We start from the raw sequence: 18716 nt of genomic DNA, 5'->3' as shown, positions 1-18716 counted from the left end.
ACCGAAATGTTGGTGGTCATGGTTTTCGTGCTGGAACCCCCGGTTATGCCTGCGCCGGCATGACCAGCGAGAGCAGGTGGCTTCGCAGCTCGATGAACTCTTGGCTTGAGCGGGTTTCAACTTGCGAACGGCTGACGCCGAGAGGCACGGCGACGATCTCCTTCACGACACTGGGCGTCTTCGAGAGAACGACGATTCTGTCGCCCAGATAGATGGCCTCGTCGATGTCGTGTGTGACGAGAACGACGGTAATGCCGAGTTCACGCCGGACACGAAGGATGAGGTCCTCGAGGTCGAATCGAGTCTGGGCATCGACCGAAGCGAACGGTTCATCCATCAGCAGGAGTTCCGGGCGATACGACAGCGCGCGGGCAATCGCCACTCGCTGCTGCATGCCGCCGGACAGCTCCCACGGATACTTCTTCTCGACGTGTGCGAGGCCGACGCTCGCGAGCACCTCGCTCACCCTGGCCGCACGTTCGGCTTTCGGCACTCCGCGAGCCGCCAGCGGCAGCGCGATGTTCTTCGCGTTGGTGTACCAGGGGTACAAGGATCGGCTGTAGTCCTGGAACACGAGTCCGAGCTCTTCGGGAATGTTCGTTAGCTGGCGCCCTTCGAAGGCCACCGAGCCGCTGCTGGCCGGAGCCAGCCCCGAAATGCACCGCAGCAGGGTGGTCTTGCCGGCGCCGCTGGGGCCGACGATGCAGACGAACTCGCCCTTGTCGACGCTGAACGACACGTCGTTGATCGCCATGTTCGCCTGGTCGGTGCCTTCGTTGTAGATCTTGCGAAGGCCCTCGACCGAGAGCAGGGTCTTGGTGTCATTGGTGACAGTCATGTCGTTCCTCACTGTTACGCGCCGAGAGCCCGCGACCGGTAATACCAGCGCAAGACGATTCGCTCGACGAAAACGAACAAGTAGTTCAAGAAGGTGCCGATCAAGGCGAGTACGAGAATGCCGGTCCACATCTTTTTGATGGCGAACTCTGCCTGCGCCTGCAGGATGAAGTAGCCGATGCCGGACTGGGCTGCCACCATCTCACTCACCACGACCAGGATGATTCCGACCGTCAGACTGGCACGGAGCCCCGCTGCGATCTGGGGACCGGCCCCCGGAAGCACCAGGGAGAAGTACTGCCGCCAACCGCTGAGCCGAAGGGCTCGCGCCGTGTCGAACTTCACCGTGTCGATGCCGCGCATGCCATCCAACGTGTTGAGCAGGGTCGGCCAGATGGAACCCAGGGAGATCAAGGCGATCTGGCGCATGTCGCCGATTCCGAAGATCGCCATCATCGCAGGGAGAAGCGCCGGTGAGGGCAGTACATAGAGGAAGTAGATGATCGGATTGGTCGCGATTCTCAGGTACGTCAGTCGCCACAGGAGAGAACCGCCGACAAGTCCGATCATCGTCCCGAACACGTAACCGATGAAGAGGTTCTGAAGACTCGATACCGCGTTCGGCCACGCGCCGAACACGATCCACTGGTTCCAAGTCTCGACGAGAACGTCGGATAACGGCGGGAAGAACGGTGACGTGCTCGTGCTGGAGAAGATCCACCATAGTGTGACCAGCAGCACGGGCAACCAGATGCCGGTGAGGACGTTCTTGAGGGTCTGCACGGGCGTCGACCCGCCTAGTCGCCTGGTGCGGACGACGGGGACGTGGCTGGTGACGAGGCGGCTCATGCTGCACCCACCGTGTTCGAGGCGCGGATATTCCGCTGGGATTCGTGCCAGTGCATGAGTCTTCGCTCCAGGAGGAAGAAGGCGCCGGTGAGCAGTATCCCGATCAGGCCCGCCACGATGATGTACGCGTACATCGTCGGGTACGCGCTGGTTCCCGAGTTCTGGGCGAGCAAGATGTTGCGGCCGATTCCCTCGGCGCCGCCGATCATCTCGGCCACCACCGCGAGGATGAGCGCTTGCGCCGAGGCGATCCGCATTCCGGTGACCAGGTAGGGCGACGCGCTCGGGATGCTTACCGAGAAGAACCGACGGATGCCGCGCACGCCGAGTGCCTTCGACGTGTCGAGCACGACGGGATCCATCGACTGAACGCCATAGATAACTTGGATGACGAAAGGCCAGAAGGCGGCGAAGCAGATCAGGAACACCTTCATTGGGAGCGTGGACCCCAGAACAAGGATGACCAGCGGGAGGATGGCGATCGAGGGAACCGCTTTGAAGATCTCGATGACCGGGGCGGCACTGCGGCGTGCGAACCCGTTGAAGGCGAGCGTGGTTCCCACGACGATGCCCAGTGCGATCGTGATTGCCATGCCGATCAGCCAGCCAGCGAGCGTTGCTCCGACAGCCGTCCACAGTCGCGCGGAGGTCAGGTCCGACCAGAGGGCGACGAGCGTGTCGCTCATCGTCGGAAACTGGACCGGGCTTACAACGCCTGCCACGGTGACGAATTGCCAGAGCAGAAGCACGATGAGCACCGTCAGCGGAGGCAGCACCCATGTGCTCCACATCCGTATTGTGCTCATCGTGCTTCCTTTCACTCCGTTGTGAGGTTGGGGTGGATTGCGACTACTGCTGCAGTGCGCCCGGCCAGACCAGGGTCGACACATCGAGCGCCTTGATCGCGGCCTTCACCGATTCCTCTTTACTGAACTTGATCAGGAAACCCTGAGCGGTCTTGAACGCATCAAGACTGACGTAGGGCACGCCGTCTATATTCCAGCGCGCCCCCTTGGCCTGCTCCTGCGTGAGTCCGAGTCCAGGAACGAGCGCAGCGCGGGCGGTGTCTGGATCCGCACTCGCGGCTTCGATCGACTCGATCATCGCATCAGAGAATGCCTGCACGGTGTTCGGGTTCGCGTCGATGAAAGACTGCGATGTATTGAAGAACGTTGTTGCCGTGTTCTGGAACATCACCCGGTTGTTGTACTCCAGCTCGACGCCACCGGCGTCGATCGCATCGCCGGCAAACGGCCACTGCATAACGGCCGCGTCGACATCGCCATTTGCGAGCGCCGCCGCCATCTGACCGAAGGGCAGCTGGACCAGCTCAATCGAAGTGGGATCAATACCGGCTTCATCGGCGAGCGCCCACGACGTCAGGGTGTTCATCGATGAGAGCCCCACGGTCGCCAGCCGCTTACCGGCGAGTCCGGCGAAGTCGGTGACGCCCGACTGCGCTGAGGCGATGGTGACGGTGCCATCGTCATCGGGCCGGATCTGACCCTCAATCGTTGACACCGTGCGGATCGGAATGCCATTCGCGTTGGCGGTGAGCACGTGCACCACGGTTGCGAAGCCCAAGTCATACTGGCCGCTGGCGACGCCAGAGATGATCGCCGCGACATCCGTTTGCGGTACGACCTCAAGTTCGAGCCCGTGATCTGCGAAGATTCCGGACTCCATTCCGTGGTACAGCGGTGCGAACTGCGAGGAGGGATTGATCGCGATGGTGAGGCTGGACTTCTCCGGCGCCGTGTCTGCGGGTCCGTCCGCGCCGTTCGAGCCATCCGTTGCCGGTGACGGGGAGCAGCCGACGAGCAGGAGCGCAGTCGTCGCTGCGGCTGTGATCGCACCGAGGGTGCGTTTCGTGAGGAACTTCACTGTTGACCTCTACTTCCGTTGTTGTGTGAGACAGATGTTCAGTTGTGGGCTATCAGAGTCCGAGCAGTTTTGTTACGTTACCGTGGTATATCGCCTCGCGATCGGCATCGGTGATGTTGTCCATCTCTTCGAGGTTCGCGATCGTCGAGCGGATGTAGCCCGGCCCCTTCTCAGGATCAAACGGGGTGTCCGACCCGAAGAGAGTGCGGTCAACACCGAAGAACTTGATGGCTGTGCGCATCGAATCGCCCGCCCCGAAGTACGCGGTGTCGACGTAGAACTTCTTGAAGTACTCGATCGGACGCTGCGTCAGCGGGTAGCCCGTGATGTCCTCGAGTTGGTCGGAGGGGGTGCGGGCACCGAGTTGGTCCCAACCCGGACCGACGCGTCCGGCGAAGTGTGGAATCATGGCGCCACCGTGGTGCATGAGGATCTTGATGTCGGGCAGCCGCTCGAAGATTCCCGCGAATACGAGTCGAGACATGAACGCAGAGAGGTCATACTCCCAACCAAGTGTCCACCAAATCTCGAACTTCGATCGTTCTTCCGTCTTATAGTCCGACCAGCTGGAGTCCCGGCAGGGATGCACCTGGATCATCTTATTGCCACGCCGCGCCACCGCTTCATAGAACGGAAAAAATCGCTCCTGATCCATCGGTCCACCCTGGAAATGCGTGTAGATCTGAACGCCCACCGCACCAAGTTCATCGAAGGCGCGCTCGGCCTCCTCGATGGCCGCATCGACGTCATCCAGGGACACTGCGGCGCAGAATCCCGCAAAACGGTCCGGGTGATCGGCGACAAGCTGCGCCATCCCATCGTTCGCTATGCGCGCAAGCTCCGTGGTGCGCTTGGCGGGGCCGAGGTCCTCCAGCGGCGGGGCGGCCGTGTTGATGATCTGGCGATAGTTCGGCCCGAACTCATCCATGACACGGAAACGCACGTCGAGGTCAACGAGAGCAGGCACCCCGGCCACTCGCTTCTGGATGTTGCGCGCAACCGGGCTGTCAGTGATCGCGAACAGGCGGTCTGCGTATGCCTGCGGAAGCAGGTGGCAGAAGGCGTCGATCTTCATCGGTCGAGTTCCTTTCCGAGGACCGTGCTGCCGGTATCCTCTACGACTCCGCAAGCGAATCCTGCGCACGTTCGGTAGGCAAGAGAGTGCGAGTTTAAATTCCGCACAGCAGAATCCCGACTAATGCCGGACCGGTCGAATCAGTGAACGAGATCTCCGCGGATGCGCGCTGCACAGTCTCGAAGGTCAATGACCAGCTCCCTGACGCGTCCGCGTGGGATGCGCTTGCTCGGGGCCGAGGTTGCGACCGCGGCGATGACCCGTCCGAAAGGATCCTTGAGCGGCACGGCGACGGCACTCAACCCGGCTTCGCTCTCCTCTTGGTTTACCGCGTAGCCGCGCATGAATACCAGCGCCAACTCGTCGACGAGCTGCGTGAACGTCAGCGTCCTTGGAGTCAGTTTGCGCAGTCCCCTGGGATACATCTCACGAAGGCTGTCGCGCGACAGCTCAGCGAGCAGCACTTTCCCTCCCGAAGTCGCATATGCCGGGAGGAGCACCCCGGTGAGCACCTTCGTGCGCACCTGCTGGTTGCTCTCGAACCCGGCGATGAACCGGATGTCCTTTCCCTGCAGGACGTGAAGGTTCACCGTCTCGCCGATTCGCCTGACCAGGTCGTTCAAGTGCGGCACTGCGGCGGAGCGCAGGTCGAATGACATGGTGCTGCCCACACCGAGTTCGATCAAAGCGGGGCCCGCCCGGTACGCCTTCGTCACGCGGTCCTGTATCACAAATCGACGGGCCGCGAGGGTGGTTAGCAGGCGATGAGCGGTGGACGGAGCAATGCCGAGTCGGTCGGCTACGGCGGTGACCCGAAGTTCCGGCATGTCGTGTAGAAGCAGCAGAATGCGCAGGGCGCTGTCGACCGACTCGACACGATACTTCGGGCCATCAGGCAGTTCCACGTGTGGATCATATCGGTCCTCCGTGTGTGAGAATCGGGCGACGGGCACTGCACACCGTGCGCTAGGGTGACCATCGCAACACCCCGCGGTGCGACAAGGGAGTGGATTCATGACGACCATGCCATTTCGCTGCGATCCCGCGCGCACTGCGCTGATCGTCGTCGACGTGCAGAACGATTTCTGCGACCCTGCCGGGGCGCTCGCGAATCTTGGCAATGACGTGGGCGCAGCCGCCGAGATGGTGCCGCGGCTCGCGGAGCTTATCACCGCGGCGCGCGCCGTGGGCGTCCCGGTGATCTTCATCCAGACTCTGCACGACGAGACGAATGACTCATCGCCGTGGCTTGACCGGGTGGGCAGCGAGCCGGGCACCGTGCGCGCCGGTATGATCTGCCGCACCGGCTCGTGGGGCAGCGAGTTCTACGGGGTGCGCCCGGAGCCCACCGACATCATCGTCGTGAAACATCGCTTCTCGGCATTCGTTGGAACGAGTCTGAACCTCGTGCTGGCCTCTCTTGGCATCCGATCGCTACTGTTTACCGGCGTCGCCACCAATGTCTGCGTCGAATCGAGCCTGCGTGATGGGCTTTCCGCGGAATACTACGTGTCGCTCGTCGACGACTGCTCAGCGGCATATTCTCCGGCGGCACACGCCGCGGCCGTCGAAGGTATCCAGCGAGACTTCGGAACTATCTTCTCCCGCGGTGAACTCGCAGCGGCCTGGGCGAAGGCTCCCCAGCTCACCGCCTCGTCCTGATCGACACCGTTCGGCCTTAACCTGGTTTGGCGCCGGAAGCTCACCGCAGGCGATCATTACGGCGGTCGTCTTGGCGGGGCTCGGGATCTTCGTGTGGTACTTCCGATCAATGCAGTGGCTGTGTCCGACCCGCGTCGCCGCGGGCCGCTGCTTCGTCGCGGTGTGGGCAACGAACACCGCCACGTGCTTGGCCATCGGTCCGATTTCGTCGGGACGCAGCCTTGAGATCGCTCCCTGGGGCTGGGCGATCTTGATCACGGAAATGGTTCGCCGGCAGGGGTAGCCCTAGACCGATGCGCGACGTGACGCCCGTCGGGTCCTTCACAGTGGCGTGGAACGAGCAAGTCCATGGAATCAGGGAGATGTCCTCGGCCACCGCGACGCATCCGTAGCCTTTTCGCATCCGCAGGCGAACAATGGGAGCATGATCGCGTTGACCGAACCACAAGTCTGGGTGCTTATTGGTGTCTTCGCTTCCGCCTTTTTCGGCATGATCGCTTGGCAGAACACCACATTCAGCCGCACGCTTTCGACCGCGATCAAGTCAGTTGAGAAGCAGGTCGGGTCGGTCGGGAAGCAGATCGAGATCCAGGTGGGCTCGGTCGAGAAACAAATTCGTTCCCTGCACGAGACTATGGACACTCGAATGGATCGTCTCCACGATCAGGTCACGACCCTCGACCGTGACGTGCAAGCGATCACAGCACGCGTGCTCCGCGAAGACACCCCGTAGACGGTCTGGTGATGATGCGGTTCTTCTTCCCTCTCGCCTGAGCCGGTTCAGCCGAGCGTGGCGTCTGCCCGCAGCTGAGCCTCCGTTCCTGCCGGATGCTCGTCCGGCGGCTCGGCCATTCCTGGAGGAAGAAGTTCTTATGTTGTTGCTCGCCAAACGTCTGGGAGCGCTGGGTGGGTCGCCCCGCCGACGACAGGTGGTCGATGACCGTGATCGACACCTCGGAGCTGGAGCCGACCGGTGCCGCAACGCGGTCCGTGGCGAGGTGCCGGTGTTCCGGGCTGGGTGGTTCAAATAAGTCTGTCGGTCCGAAACGGGTGGAGTGGAGCTCGTGTACTTTCACTGCCATGCTTCCCCCATGCCCTATTTGGTGAAGCCCGAACACCTCGCTGACGCGGTGACGGCCCCCATCCCCGTGGACGAGTCCTTGCCCCGCGCCTGCGTGATCGGCGCCGGTTCCTCCGGGATCGCCGCCGCCAAGGCGCTCTACCTCGCCGGGGTGCCATTCGACTGGTTCGAACGCGGCGGCGCGATCGGCGGCAATTGGCTCTTCGACAACCCGAACGGTTCATCGGCCTGCTACGAAACCCTGGAGATCAACACCTCCGGCCCCCGGATGGCGTTCTCCGACTTCCCGATGCCGGCCAATTATCCGCCGTATGCCCGGCACGACCAGGTGCACGCCTACTTCGAGAACTACGTCGACCACTTCGGCTTTCGGCATGCGCTCACCTTCAACACCGAGGTTGAGCAGGTCACCCGGGATGCCGAGGGCGGCTGGCTGGTGCGCACCAGCGGCCCGGATGGCGAGCAGGTGGGCCACTACGACGCGGTGCTGGTCGCCAACGGCCACCATTGGGACCCGCGCTGGCCAGACCCCGCCTATCCCAGCCACTTCGACGGGGAGCAGATGCACGCCCACGACTACCGGTCGGGCGACCAGTTGGAGGGCCGGGACATTGTCGTGGTCGGCGCAGGCAACTCCGCCATGGACATCGCGGTCGAAGGCTCCCACCGCGCGAACAGCGTCACCATGTCGATTCGCCGCGGGCAGTGGGTGCTGCGCAAGTTCCTTCTCGGGTTCCCCAGCGACCAGGTCGCACTACCCGGATGGATGCCGTGGTGGGTGACGGCGTTGCGGCTGCGCATCGGGGCGCTCACCTCGGGCAGCCTTCGCAACTACGAGTTGCCGAAGCCGCAGCACAAACCCGGGCAGTCGCATCCGGTTCAATCGGATCACATCCGCGCACGGATCGCTGCCGGCCGAGTCGCCGTACGACCTGGTATCGAGCGCTTCGACGGGGACGGTGTGGTGTTCGTCGACGGCACCCGCGCGAAGGCCGACCTGATCGTGTGGGCGACGGGATACAAGGTGACGTTCCCGTTCCTTGATCCGGCCCTGGTCGCCGCGGAGGACAACGAGCTGCCGCTGTGGAAGCGGACCGTGCACCCGGACCTTCCCGGCCTGTTCTTCATCGGGCTGGTGCAGCCGGTCGGCGCGGTGATGCCCCTGGCCGAGGCGCAGGGAGCGTGGGTAGCCGAAATGCTGAGCGGGCAGTACGTCGCCCCGTCCGACGACGAGATCCGCGAACAACTGGCCACAGACCACGAGCGCAACAAGCGCCAGTTCTACACGTCGCCGCGGCACACCATGGAGGTCGACTTCGACCGCTACCTCTGGGACCTGGCACGAGAACGGGGTCGAGGCCGAAAGCGATCCGTCGCTCACTCCGCTACGACCGAGCGTGCAGTCGCCAGGGAGAACGGATGACCCGCCCGGCGGACCTCACCGGCACAGTGGTCGCCGTAACCGGGGGCGCGAACGGAATCGGCCGCGAAATCGCGAGCCTCCTGGCCTCGGCCGGCGCCAGGGTCGCGATCGGGGACCTCGACGGCACCGCGGTGAGGCGCACGGCGGACGAACTCGACGGCATCCTGCTCGGCCTCGAGCTGGACGTCACCGACACGGAGTCTTTCGCCGACTTCCTGACCACCGTCGAAGCAGCCTGGGGCCCGATCGACGTGCTGGTCAACAACGCGGGCGTCATGTGGGTCGGTCCCTTCGACGCTGAACCGGATGCCGCGGCGGAGCGGCAGGTCGCGGTGAACCTTCTCGGGGTGATCCGCGGCGTGAAACTCGCGGCACCCGCGATGGTGGCCCGTGGTTCGGGGCACATCATCACCATCGCTTCCGCCGCCTCGATCCTGACCACCCCGGGCGAGGCGAGCTATGCGGCGAGCAAGCACGGCGTTCTCGGTTACCTCAAAGCCGTGCGCGCGGAACTGCACCGCTCCCCCATCCGTTTCTCCGTCATCATGCCCGCCGTGGTGGACACAGCCCTCGCAACGGGAACGGCCACGGGCGCCGCCAAGTTGCTCCTGCCAGCGGATGTTGCTGCCGCCGTGCTGCGCACCATCATCCGCCCGCGCTTCGAGGTCACGCTCCCCGGCTACATCGGCCCGGTGCTGCGCTGGGTCAACGTGCTGCCCGGATGGATGCGCGACCCACTGCTGCGCCGGCTCGTTCCCGACCAGGTTCGCCAGGCCGACCGCGGCGCCCGCGCCGGATATGAGGCCCAGTTCGGCGACCGGAAGTAGGCTGGGGCGATAGCCCATCCACCGAGTTGAGACGCGAGGGCTCATGTCAGACACACGTACGGCCGAGCTTCTGGCGGAATTGGCTGGGCTCGAAGACCCCAGAATGCGCGAGGTCAACGAGAGGCATGGCGACGACCACGGCGTGAACCTCAGCAAGCTGCGGCTTGTAGCGAAGCGACTGAAGACGCAGCACGATCTGGCTGGCGAGCTCTGGGCGACGGGTGACACGGCGGCGCGATTGCTCGCGCTTCTCGTGTGCCGCCCCAAGCTGTATTCGACAGGCGAGCTGGACGGGATGCTGCGGGTCGCCCAGGCACCGAAGGTGCAGGACTGGCTGGTGAACTACGTCGTGAAGAAGAATCCGCATGCCGAGGAGTTGCGGCTGAAGTGGTTCTCCGATCCGGACCCGATCGTGGCGAGTGCCGGCTGGGCGCTGACCTCGGAGCGGGTGGCGAAGAGCCCGGAAGGGCTGGACCTTGCTGGGCTGCTGGACATCATTGAGTCGCAGATGAAGGATGCGCCGGACCGATTGCAGTGGGCGATGAACACCTGCCTGGCGATGATCGGTATCAACAACCCTGACCTGCGCACCCGGGCGATCGACATCGGCGAACGGCTGGAAGTGCTGAAGGACTACCCGACTCCGCCGAACTGCACCTCGCCGTTTGCGCCGATCTGGATCACGGAGATCGTGCGCCGGCAGGGGTAGCTGGCTCAGATCGTGATGACGGCACTGCCCGTCTTGTGCCCGGTGTCGACCAGGCGGTGTGCTTCGGCCGCTTGCTCGATCGAATGCGTTGCCCCGATCACCGGGACGTACTGACCTGTTTCGGCCAGCCCGGCGATGAAGGCGAGGTTTTTCGCCAACTCGGCCGGTTTGGCCAACCCGGTGAACGCGATTGCCGCCTTCTTGCGGCCGAACCGCGAGGTCCAGAGCATCTGAAACAGGATGGCGGGCGACGGCTCGGTGGTCAGGTAGATGCCGCCGCGCTTCAGAGTCCTCCGGCTCCTCCAGAACGAGTTAGCGGCGACCGCGTCGAAGATAACGTCGTAGGAGTCGAGATTTCGGGTGAAATCGTCCGTCGTGTAGTCGATCACGGCATCCGCCCCCAGCGTGCGCACCAGCTCGAGGTTCGCGGTGCTGCACACGGCGGTGACGGTGGCGCCGAGGTGTTTGGCAAGCTGGATCGCCGCCGTACCCACAGCGCCGGATGCACCGATGACCAGGGTGGACTGGCCCGCCTGAAGCCTGGCGGTATCCCGCAGGAACGGCAGGGCCGTGACCGCGCCATCGAAGACGGCTACCGTCTGCGCGTCGCTCAGGCCGGCCGGCTTCGGGACGATCGCGCCGGCATCCGCTACCACCAGGTACTCGGCGTGGGCACCGAAGTTCGTGGCGTTGGTTCCGGCGACACGGTCACCGACCTTGAAGCGTGTTTCGGCACTCCCTACGGCCTCGACCACCCCGGAGAAGTTGGTGCCGAGGATGGGCCACTTCGGTTTTCTGAGGCCAAAGTACAGCCGGGTCGACAGGTCGGCGCCGGCCCGGGCGTGGCACAGGGCGGCGGTGACGACGGAGGCGTGGTTTCGGATCAGCAGCTCCCCCGCCTTCGGAACAGGCTTGGCCACCTGTTCGATCGCCAGGACCTCGGGCCCGCCATAGCGCCGGGAGACCAGGGCTTTCATGGTGGCGATGTTCCGGATGCTGGAGGATTCGATCGCGGGGATGGTCATCAGTTCTGCTCCTTCAGCTTCGGGTGTCAGTTGGCGGGAAGGCGGCGGCCGCGAATGAGCAGCCAGAAGATGATGGCCACCTCACCCACGAACAGGAACTGGGCGAAGACGGCCGTGAAGCCGGGGATGAAGGCCATGCCGAAAGAATCCGCCAGGTATCCGACACCCGCGACGGCGAGCAGGATGCCGAACACCTTCGCGATGAAACCGGAACGGAAGGCAAGGTAGCCGATCAACAGCAGGGAGACGCCGAACAGGCCGAGGCTGATAACCCAGATGGTGTTGAACGACACCAGCACCGGGAGGGCGGCTTCCGGATCGCCGAGCATCGTGTACCCGAGCACGAGTTGGCTGACGGCGCCCAGCAGAAGCACTGCGTAGATGGTTCTCATCCAGGCGGCTGCCGCTGAGAGCCGGCGGCTGACCGGCTTGAACAATGTGTACAGGGCACCCGCAACGATGACGTCGAGGATGGCAATGACGACGAAGCCGGCGACGCCCGCCAGGAACAGGATCGGCGAGCCGGTGATGTTGTCCGCAGTGTGGGTCGCGTCGCCCGGGGCAATCAGCGGAACGAGCGCCCCGAAGTTGGCAAAGCCTCCTAACGCTGCCATGACGGCGAGGGAGACTCCGGCGACGAGCGCCGATGTGCGTTGCGACCAGTTGGTGAAGCGAAGCGGATGCCGCGGGGCAGCGGTCCTGGTCGAGGCGAGCATGTTCGGGTTCATGGGGATTCCATTCCTTACGTTGTAAACTTATGATGTAAGCAAGTTACAGATACATGGTAAGGTTGTCAATAGATCAGACGGGGGAAAATATGGCGAGACCATCAGGCAAAGCAGGCACAGCGACACGGAGCCGGCTGAATCGCGACCGAGTACTGAGCACCGCGATCGCGCTTGCCGACACGGCAGGCATCGAATCGCTGACCATGCGCAGGCTCGGGGAAGAGCTCGGCGTGGAAGCGATGTCGCTGTACAACCACGTCGCGAACAAGGAGGACCTGCTGAACGGCATGGTCGATGCCGTTTTCAGTGAGATCGAGTTGCCGTCGCACAGCGATGACTGGATGACGGCAATGCGCAAGCGGTCGGTGTCGTTCCGCGAGGTGCTGTCGCGGCATCCGTGGGCCACCACCCTCAAGGACTCGGGGACGAACCCCGGGCCCGGAACCCTGCGGCATCACGACCGGGTGATCGGCACGCTCCGCAATGCCGGTTTTTCCATCGCGATGGCTGCCCACGCGTTCTCAGCGCTGGACAGCTACATCTACGGCTTTGCCATGCAGGAGAAGAGCCTGCCCTTCACGACCGAGGAGGAGACCGCCGCGATGGCGCATGTGATGCTCGCGCAGCTCCCGGCGAACGAGTACCCGTACCTCGCTGAACTGACCACGGACCATGTTCTTCAACCGGGCTACAACTACGGCGACGAGTTTCCGCTCGGCCTCGACCTCATCCTGGATGGGCTGGAGCGCTGGCTGGAGCGCCACCGGCTGGAAGAAGAGCCGAACGCACAATGAGGGCCGTTGCTTATGATCGGTACGGCCAGCCCGACGTGCTGCGGCTGGAAAAGATGCCAGTGCCGTCGCCGCGCGCCGGCCAGGTGCTTGTCGAGGTCGCCGCGACATCCGTCAACCTCACTGACTGGGAGGGACTGACCGGAACTCCGGGGTACGCGCGCCTGGGCGGGCTGCGCTCCCCCAGGCGCCGGGTGCTCGGTTCCGACATTGCCGGACGCGTCGCTGCGGTCGGCTCCGGCGTCACTCGGTTCACGGTCGGCGATGAGGTGTACGGCGACAACCTGGAGCTGATGGGCGGCTTCGCCGAGTTCGCGGTGGCCCCGGTGAAAGCGCTCGCGCACAAACCGTCCGGGTTGACGTTCGCCGAGGCCTCGACGCTGCCCCAGGCGGGCGCAATAGCTTTTCAGGGGATGGCGCATGCGCGAGACGGGCAGCGCGTGTTGATCAATGGCGCAGGGGGTGGCGCGGGTACGTTCGCGATCCAGCTCGCCAAGCTCTCCGGAGCGCACGTGACCGGAGTCGACAATGCGGGCAAACTCGACTACCTGCGACAGCTCGGAGCGGATGATGTGGTCGACTACCGCAGCGAGGACTTCACCAGGCGAGAACCGTTCGACCTGGTGCTCGATCTCGTGGCGCACCGATCTGTATTCGCCTACCGGCGTGCGCTGGCACCAGGCGGACGCTACCTCTGCGTCGGCGGAACCGTGCGAACACTGCTGCGGGTGGTGACTGCCGGTGCCGCGCTCGGCCTGCTCAGCGGGCGCCGGCTGGGCATTCTGGTGGCACGACAGGGGCCACCATACTTCGAGCCGGTCGCCGAGCGTTGCGTCGCCGGAGATCTGCGCATCCACATCGACCGCACGTTCTCGCTCGAGGAGGTACCGCAGGCGCTCGCCTACGTGGGTGCGGGGCGCGCCCTCGGCAAGGTGGTCGTCACGCCGTAGGAGCCGGTGCGCTCGTGACGCCGTAGCGCAGATACACCAGGCCGCTGCCGAGTCGGTGGTCATCCAACAGTTCCAGGTTCGCCGAAACGTCGTCGGGGAAGAACCGCTTGCCGCCCCCGGCGATCACCGGGCTGACGTACACCTGGTACTCGTCGACCAGTCCGGCGCGGATGGCCTGTGCAGCGAGGGTCGGCCCGTCGATAGTCAGGTCAAGATCGGATTCCGCCTTGAGCTTGCGCACGGCATCCGCATCGAAGGTGCGCTCGATCCTGGTGCGCTTGCTGGAGACCTCGCTCAACGTCGTTGAGTAGACGACCTTGTCCGCCGCCTGCCACGCCAGGGCGAAGTCAACGACGTACCGCGGCTGGTCCGGCTCCAGGTGCGCGGTCTCCCAGTAGACCATGAGCTCGTACAGGCGGCGGCCGTTCAGATAGGTGCCGACGGATGCCATCCGCTCGGTCACGAAGTCGTGCAGCTCTTCGTCTGCGCCACCCCAGTCGAAGCTGCCGTCCGGCCCGCTCACGTAGCCGTCGAGTGACGTGATCATCGAGTAGATCAGCTTGCCCATGGGTGGACCTCCTATTGGATGAGGTACACGATAAGGCGATTCGTCCGGATAGTGCCAGCAGTTTTAGTGGCTGAACCCGTTGGCTCCGTCACTAAACCCGTGGATAAGCTCGAAACAACGCTGACCAGCAACCTCTGAAGGGAAATCAGATGCCTGAAGTCGTCTCTCAGGATGGAACGCCGATCTCGTACGAGACCGTTGGATCCGGTCCCGCCGTGATTCTCGTCGACGGTGCGATGTGCTTCCGCGGCGCCGGACCCACGCGAAGCACTGCTGAAGAGCTCGCCGCAGAGTTCACGGTGTATCTCTACGATCGCCGCGGACGAGGGGCGAGCGGCGACACCCTGCCGTTCGCCGTTGAGCGGGAGATCGAGGACATCGGCGCGCTGGTGGCGCAGGCCGGAGGCAGCGCTGCGGTTTTCGGCATATCTTCGGGCGCTGCTCTCGTTCTCAGGGCGGCCGCGAGCATCGGTCCGCAGCGCCTTTCCCGCATCGCCCTCTATGAGCCGCCCTACATGCCGGAGCCGGCGCTTCCTTCGGCGGAGCAATACACGAACCAACTGACCAGCTTGCTGGCCAGCGGCAGGCGAGCGGATGCCGTCGAGCTGTTCATGCGCCGGGTGGGAGTTCCCGAGGTGGCCATCGAGGGAATGAAGGCCTCACCTAGTTGGTCGGCAACGGAGGCGCTCGCGCCCACCCTCGCCTACGATGATGCGGCGATGGGCGACAGTAGAGTACCGGTTGCGCTCGCTTCGCAGCTAACGGTACCCACGCTTACGCTGGCGGGCGAGTTGAGCCCGGATTTCCTGCGCTACGGGGCGGAGGAAGTCGCGGCGGCCGTCCCCGGGGCCCGGTTCGAGATCATTGAGGGACAGACCCATGATATTTCCGCCGAGCCGCTCGCAGCGCACCTGGTGAAGTTCTTCGCTGTCCAGGTGTGATCTTCGTCAATCACGAGCGACGTACACGCTGTTCGAAGACGTGCCGCCCGTCACCGGGTTCGCGAACTCGACCACGTGGGCAACCGCCTCGGAGAAGACGGCCGACAGCACGGACATGAACTCGTCGTCCGGCGGATCATCCGACCACAGCGCGAATACCCCTTCGCTGTTCAGGTGAGACTTGAGGGCTTGCAGCCCGGAGACAGTGTAGAGATCAGCGTGGCTGGGGTCGAGAGAATGGCGGGGCGAATGGTCGACATCGAGCAGGATGACGTCGTAGCGCTGAGCGCCCGCGACATGGACTTGTCGCATCACTGCGAAGAAATCGCCATGCACGAGGTTCGTTCGCTGATCAGCGGTCAGGTCCGCTGACACAGGCAACAGGCCACGCTTGTGCCAGTCGATCACGGCGGGTAGTGCATCGATCACGGAGAGAGCGCGAACCCTGGGATCACGCAACGCAGCGGCAGCGGTGTACCCGAGTCCGAGCCCCCCGACAAGAACATCCAGGCCGGGTTTCTCGGTGGCTGCGAGCCCGAGGGTTGCCAGTTCCTCTTCGGCTACCGTGAAGAGGCTCGACATCAGGTACTCCTCCCCCAACTTCACCTCGAACACCTCACGCCCGACTGAGGGTTCGAGCCGACGGCGCAGCGTGAGTTCCCCCATCGCCGTCTGCTGCCAGTCCAGCTCTTCAAATCGCATGCTCATTGCTCTCTCACCCTCCGGCGCCGCACCAAGCTCAGCCGACGCCGGCAGTGCCAACACCGAGGGTACTGGTCCTGGAGTTCACGTTGCGGTCAGGAAACAGACGCTACAGCGATGGGTGGAGCAGTTCCGTGAAGAATGCGCGTATGTCGTCGCTGAGGATCGCAGACTGTTCGATGGGTGCGAAGTGCCCGCCAGCGGCCAGCTTCGTGTAGCGCCGGACGTTGTGGCTGCGCTCAGCCCAAGCTCTCGGAGGCTGCTGCAAGTCGGCGGGGAATAGCGCCAGCGCGGTAGGCACGGTGACGTACTCGTGAGGGGAAAGTGCCTCGTAATAAGGGCGGAAGGACGTTCCGATCGTGTTGGTGAACCAGTAGAGGCTCGCCTGCGTGAGCAGGAAATCATCGGTCAGCCCGAACGCCTGGCCTGAGCTGCGGTCGCTCCAGGTTCGGTACTTCTCGAGGATCCACGCGAGAAGGCCGACCGGCGAATCCGAAAGCCCGAATGCCAGGGAGAGGGGACGGGTGCGGTGTTGGTGCATGTAGGCGCCTTCCTCACGGTTCCATACCTCGATGCGCGCCAGGTGTGCGCGCTCCTCGTCGGCCAACGAGGCCTCATCCCATTCCCGTGGCATTCCCACCGACATCACGTGGATCCCGATCAGAGCTTCCGGATGCCCGGCCGCAAGCCGCGATGTAATCCCGTTGCCCAGATCTCCGCCATGCGCAAAGTACTGGTTGAACCCGAGACCCAGCATCAATCGATGCCACAGCTCGTGAGTCGGTATCCGCGGCGGCGAGGTGGCTGAGGCGTCGGAAAAGGTGAAACCGGGCAGTGAAGGAACGACCGCGGTGAAGGACGGGCCTGTCTCCCCGTACGTGGAGGGAGAGGACAGCCGTCGCGCAAGCTCCACCATCTCGAAGAAGGTGCTCGGCCAGCCGTTGGTCAGCACAACCGCTGGTGCATCCTGGTCTTCAGCGTCGAAACGGAGGAAATGAACTTTCTGCCCCTCGAACTCCGCAACGTAGGAGGGAAGCGCGTTGATCTGCGCCTCGTGAACGCGCCAGTCGTATCCGTCGCCCCAGTAGTCAGCCAGGCGCCGCACTTCCTCGACATCGCTCCCGGCTGTCCATGGCTCGACCGGCCAGGACTGTGGCCACTTGGTTGTGAAGATACGATTCTGCAACTCATCCACATCCCGTTGATGAACTGAGATCAGCGGGTCACTCTTCACGGCAAAGCTTCTTGACCGTCCCGACATCTGAACCATCCTCCCGAGCAAACAATCAAATGAGCGCGAACCGTAGAGCGTTCGACGTCAAGTAAACATCAACGTCAGCGCCCACGGCATCCGTTGCTTTCTCCTCTGCTGAGGGCTGCTCTGCTGTCGGCAGATTCGCTCGCATCACCCCGAAGAGCGGGCGCAGGGTGGGTACATGAGCGATTCCCCGAAGCAACCACTGTTCACCGAAACGATCCGACGCGAGTTCTATGAGCGGCGCGTGCTCGTGCTGGATGGACCTCTCGACGACGACAACGGAACCTTGCTGGCCACTCAGCTCATCGCGTTGGCCACGGAAGACCCATCCGCCGACATCTCCTTGTGGATCCACTCCCCTGGCGGCTCAGTGCCGTCGATGCTCGCGATCCGGGACGTGATGCGGACGATTCCCAACGACGTCTCGACCCTCGTGTTCGGCATCGCGTACAGCGCCGGGCAATTCCTGCTCTCCGCCGGGACGAAAGGGAAACGCAAAGCTCTCCCGAACGCTCGCGTGCTGATGCACCAGGGGTCAGCGGGAATCGGAGGCAGCGCTGTCGACATCGAGTTACAGGCGGATGATCTTCGCCACACCCGAGACACGGTGCTGCGATTGATCGCGGAGGACACCGGACAGCCGATCGAGCGGATCTTCGAAGACTCCCTGCACGACCACTGGTACACCGCCGAGGAGGCCCTCGAGTACGGCTTCGTCGACGCTGTCGTCGACTCCTTTGACGACTTCAGGCCGCGAGACCGCGTCAGCACTGGATTCAGCGTTGCGATTGATGGGGGCGTCCGATGAGCAGTTACACCATCCCGAACGTCTTCTCACAGCATCCTCGCGGCGACAGGGTGACGGATGTCTACTCGCACCTGTTGACTCAGCGGATCGTCTACCTGGGAACAGCCATCGACGCCGGCGTCGCTAACGCCCTGATCGCCCAATTGCTGTACCTGGAGTCGGACAACGCGGAGGGCGACATCCAGCTGTACATCAATTGCGAGGGTGGCGACCCCGGGGCGATGCTGGCCATCTACGACACCATGCGATACATCCGCCCGCAGGTCGCCACCACTGTCGTTGGCGAGGCGGTTGCGGTCGGCGCCGTCCTCCTCGCCGCCGGTGCCGAGGGAAAGCGGGCTGCGCTCCCCCACGCCCGGATCGTGCTTCACCAGCCTGCCGCTCAGGGTCGGGGAGCCATCCCTGACCTCATCCTGCAGGCTGACGAGGTGGTGCGGATCCGCTCGGACATCGAGTCGGTCCTATCCCGGCACACCGGGCAGAGCGTCGCGACGCTGCGCGCCGATACCAACCACGACCGGATCTTCACCGCGGCCACCGCACGGGACTATGGCCTGCTCGATCACGTCATCGAGGAGAGATGACAACGATGCCGCAG

21 protein-coding genes are annotated in these 18716 nt (G+C 63.8%); 10 read left to right on the top strand and 11 right to left on the bottom strand.

The window, feature by feature from the left end; genetic code table 11:
- Nucleotides 1-43 precede the first annotated feature (43 nt).
- The 6 genes from ACX3PH_RS09920 to ACX3PH_RS09895 all read right to left on the bottom strand — a co-directional run bounded on the left by ACX3PH_RS09920 (nt 44) and on the right by ACX3PH_RS09895 (nt 5550).
- Complete coding sequence (locus ACX3PH_RS09920) at nt 44-838, bottom strand: ABC transporter ATP-binding protein (RefSeq protein ID WP_459091964.1); 795 nt, start codon at nt 836-838, stop codon at nt 44-46.
- Nucleotides 839-852: 14 nt separating this feature from the next.
- Nucleotides 853-1686 (bottom strand): ABC transporter permease, encoded by an 834-nt coding sequence (locus ACX3PH_RS09915; protein WP_459091962.1) that lies wholly within the window; start codon nt 1684-1686, stop codon nt 853-855.
- Nucleotides 1683-2492 (bottom strand): ABC transporter permease, encoded by an 810-nt coding sequence (locus ACX3PH_RS09910; protein ID WP_459091960.1) that lies wholly within the window; start codon nt 2490-2492, stop codon nt 1683-1685. Before ACX3PH_RS09910 ends, ACX3PH_RS09915 begins: the two co-directional genes overlap by 4 nt.
- 43 nt (nt 2493-2535) lie before the next feature.
- The gene (locus ACX3PH_RS09905) at nt 2536-3570 is read right to left on the bottom strand and encodes an ABC transporter substrate-binding protein (protein WP_459091958.1); all 1035 of its coding nucleotides are present in this window, start codon (nt 3568-3570) and stop codon (nt 2536-2538) included.
- A gap of 52 nt (nt 3571-3622) precedes the next feature.
- Nucleotides 3623-4645, bottom strand: coding sequence for an amidohydrolase family protein (locus ACX3PH_RS09900; protein ID WP_459091956.1), 1023 nt, complete (start codon nt 4643-4645; stop codon nt 3623-3625).
- A 140-nt stretch (nt 4646-4785) separates the two neighbouring features.
- Entirely contained in the window at nt 4786-5550 is a 765-nt protein-coding gene (locus ACX3PH_RS09895) for an IclR family transcriptional regulator (RefSeq protein ID WP_459091954.1), read from the bottom strand.
- Nucleotides 5551-5659: 109 nt separating this feature from the next.
- Between ACX3PH_RS09895 and ACX3PH_RS09890 the strand changes: the two genes are divergently transcribed.
- The 5 genes from ACX3PH_RS09890 to ACX3PH_RS09870 all read left to right on the top strand — a co-directional run bounded on the left by ACX3PH_RS09890 (nt 5660) and on the right by ACX3PH_RS09870 (nt 10347).
- On the top strand, nt 5660-6307 hold the full coding sequence (locus ACX3PH_RS09890) for a cysteine hydrolase family protein (RefSeq protein WP_459091952.1): 648 nt from the start codon (nt 5660-5662) through the stop codon (nt 6305-6307).
- Nucleotides 6308-6731: 424 nt separating this feature from the next.
- Entirely contained in the window at nt 6732-7040 is a 309-nt protein-coding gene (locus ACX3PH_RS09885) for a hypothetical protein (protein ID WP_459091950.1), read from the top strand.
- A 358-nt stretch (nt 7041-7398) separates the two neighbouring features.
- The gene (locus ACX3PH_RS09880) at nt 7399-8811 is read left to right on the top strand and encodes a flavin-containing monooxygenase (protein ID WP_459091948.1); all 1413 of its coding nucleotides are present in this window, start codon (nt 7399-7401) and stop codon (nt 8809-8811) included.
- Nucleotides 8808-9638, top strand: coding sequence for an SDR family oxidoreductase (locus tag ACX3PH_RS09875; RefSeq protein ID WP_459091946.1), 831 nt, complete (start codon nt 8808-8810; stop codon nt 9636-9638). The genes ACX3PH_RS09880 and ACX3PH_RS09875 overlap by 4 nt, the downstream gene beginning before the upstream one ends.
- 43 nt (nt 9639-9681) lie before the next feature.
- On the top strand, nt 9682-10347 hold the full coding sequence (locus tag ACX3PH_RS09870; RefSeq protein WP_459091944.1) for a DNA alkylation repair protein: 666 nt from the start codon (nt 9682-9684) through the stop codon (nt 10345-10347).
- A gap of 5 nt (nt 10348-10352) precedes the next feature.
- Here ACX3PH_RS09870 and ACX3PH_RS09865 read toward each other — a convergent pair whose 3' ends face one another.
- Nucleotides 10353-11372, bottom strand: a complete 1020-nt coding sequence (locus ACX3PH_RS09865) for an NAD(P)-dependent alcohol dehydrogenase (RefSeq protein ID WP_459091942.1) — start codon at nt 11370-11372, stop codon at nt 10353-10355.
- A gap of 26 nt (nt 11373-11398) precedes the next feature.
- Nucleotides 11399-12100, bottom strand: coding sequence for a DUF4386 domain-containing protein (locus ACX3PH_RS09860; RefSeq protein WP_459091940.1), 702 nt, complete (start codon nt 12098-12100; stop codon nt 11399-11401).
- Between the two features lie 89 nt (nt 12101-12189).
- Here ACX3PH_RS09860 and ACX3PH_RS09855 point away from each other — a divergent pair, with 89 nt between their 5' ends.
- Nucleotides 12190-12894 carry a TetR/AcrR family transcriptional regulator C-terminal domain-containing protein gene (locus tag ACX3PH_RS09855; RefSeq protein ID WP_459091938.1) on the top strand — a complete coding sequence of 235 codons (705 nt, stop codon included), beginning with the start codon at nt 12190-12192 and terminating at the stop codon, nt 12892-12894.
- Nucleotides 12891-13841, top strand: coding sequence for an NAD(P)-dependent alcohol dehydrogenase (locus ACX3PH_RS09850; protein ID WP_459091936.1), 951 nt, complete (start codon nt 12891-12893; stop codon nt 13839-13841). Before ACX3PH_RS09855 ends, ACX3PH_RS09850 begins: the two co-directional genes overlap by 4 nt.
- Here ACX3PH_RS09850 and ACX3PH_RS09845 read toward each other — a convergent pair.
- Complete coding sequence (locus ACX3PH_RS09845; RefSeq protein ID WP_459091934.1) at nt 13831-14409, bottom strand: dihydrofolate reductase family protein; 579 nt, start codon at nt 14407-14409, stop codon at nt 13831-13833. The genes ACX3PH_RS09850 and ACX3PH_RS09845 overlap by 11 nt on opposite strands.
- A gap of 149 nt (nt 14410-14558) precedes the next feature.
- Here ACX3PH_RS09845 and ACX3PH_RS09840 point away from each other — a divergent pair, with 149 nt between their 5' ends.
- Nucleotides 14559-15350: an alpha/beta fold hydrolase gene (locus ACX3PH_RS09840; RefSeq protein ID WP_459091932.1), complete on the top strand. Its 792-nt coding sequence runs from the start codon at nt 14559-14561 to the stop codon at nt 15348-15350.
- 6 nt (nt 15351-15356) lie between these two features.
- On the opposite strand, the gene ACX3PH_RS09835 is transcribed toward ACX3PH_RS09840, so the two are convergent.
- On the bottom strand, nt 15357-16058 hold the full coding sequence (locus ACX3PH_RS09835) for a spermidine synthase (protein ID WP_459091930.1): 702 nt from the start codon (nt 16056-16058) through the stop codon (nt 15357-15359).
- Between the two features lie 103 nt (nt 16059-16161).
- Nucleotides 16162-17286: an epoxide hydrolase family protein gene (locus tag ACX3PH_RS09830; RefSeq protein WP_459091928.1), complete on the bottom strand. Its 1125-nt coding sequence runs from the start codon at nt 17284-17286 to the stop codon at nt 16162-16164.
- A gap of 202 nt (nt 17287-17488) precedes the next feature.
- Between ACX3PH_RS09830 and ACX3PH_RS09825 the strand changes: the two genes are divergently transcribed.
- Both ACX3PH_RS09825 and ACX3PH_RS09820 read left to right on the top strand, forming a co-directional pair.
- Nucleotides 17489-18118 carry a ClpP family protease gene (locus ACX3PH_RS09825; RefSeq protein WP_459091926.1) on the top strand — a complete coding sequence of 210 codons (630 nt, stop codon included), beginning with the start codon at nt 17489-17491 and terminating at the stop codon, nt 18116-18118.
- Nucleotides 18115-18702 (top strand): ClpP family protease, encoded by a 588-nt coding sequence (locus tag ACX3PH_RS09820; RefSeq protein ID WP_459091924.1) that lies wholly within the window; start codon nt 18115-18117, stop codon nt 18700-18702. The genes ACX3PH_RS09825 and ACX3PH_RS09820 overlap by 4 nt, the downstream gene beginning before the upstream one ends.
- Nucleotides 18703-18716 lie beyond the last annotated feature (14 nt).

Source organism: Homoserinimonas sp. A520, assembly GCF_054489245.1.
The sequence above is the reverse complement of the archived record's forward strand: the minus strand, read 5'-3'. Positions and strand labels throughout refer to the sequence as shown.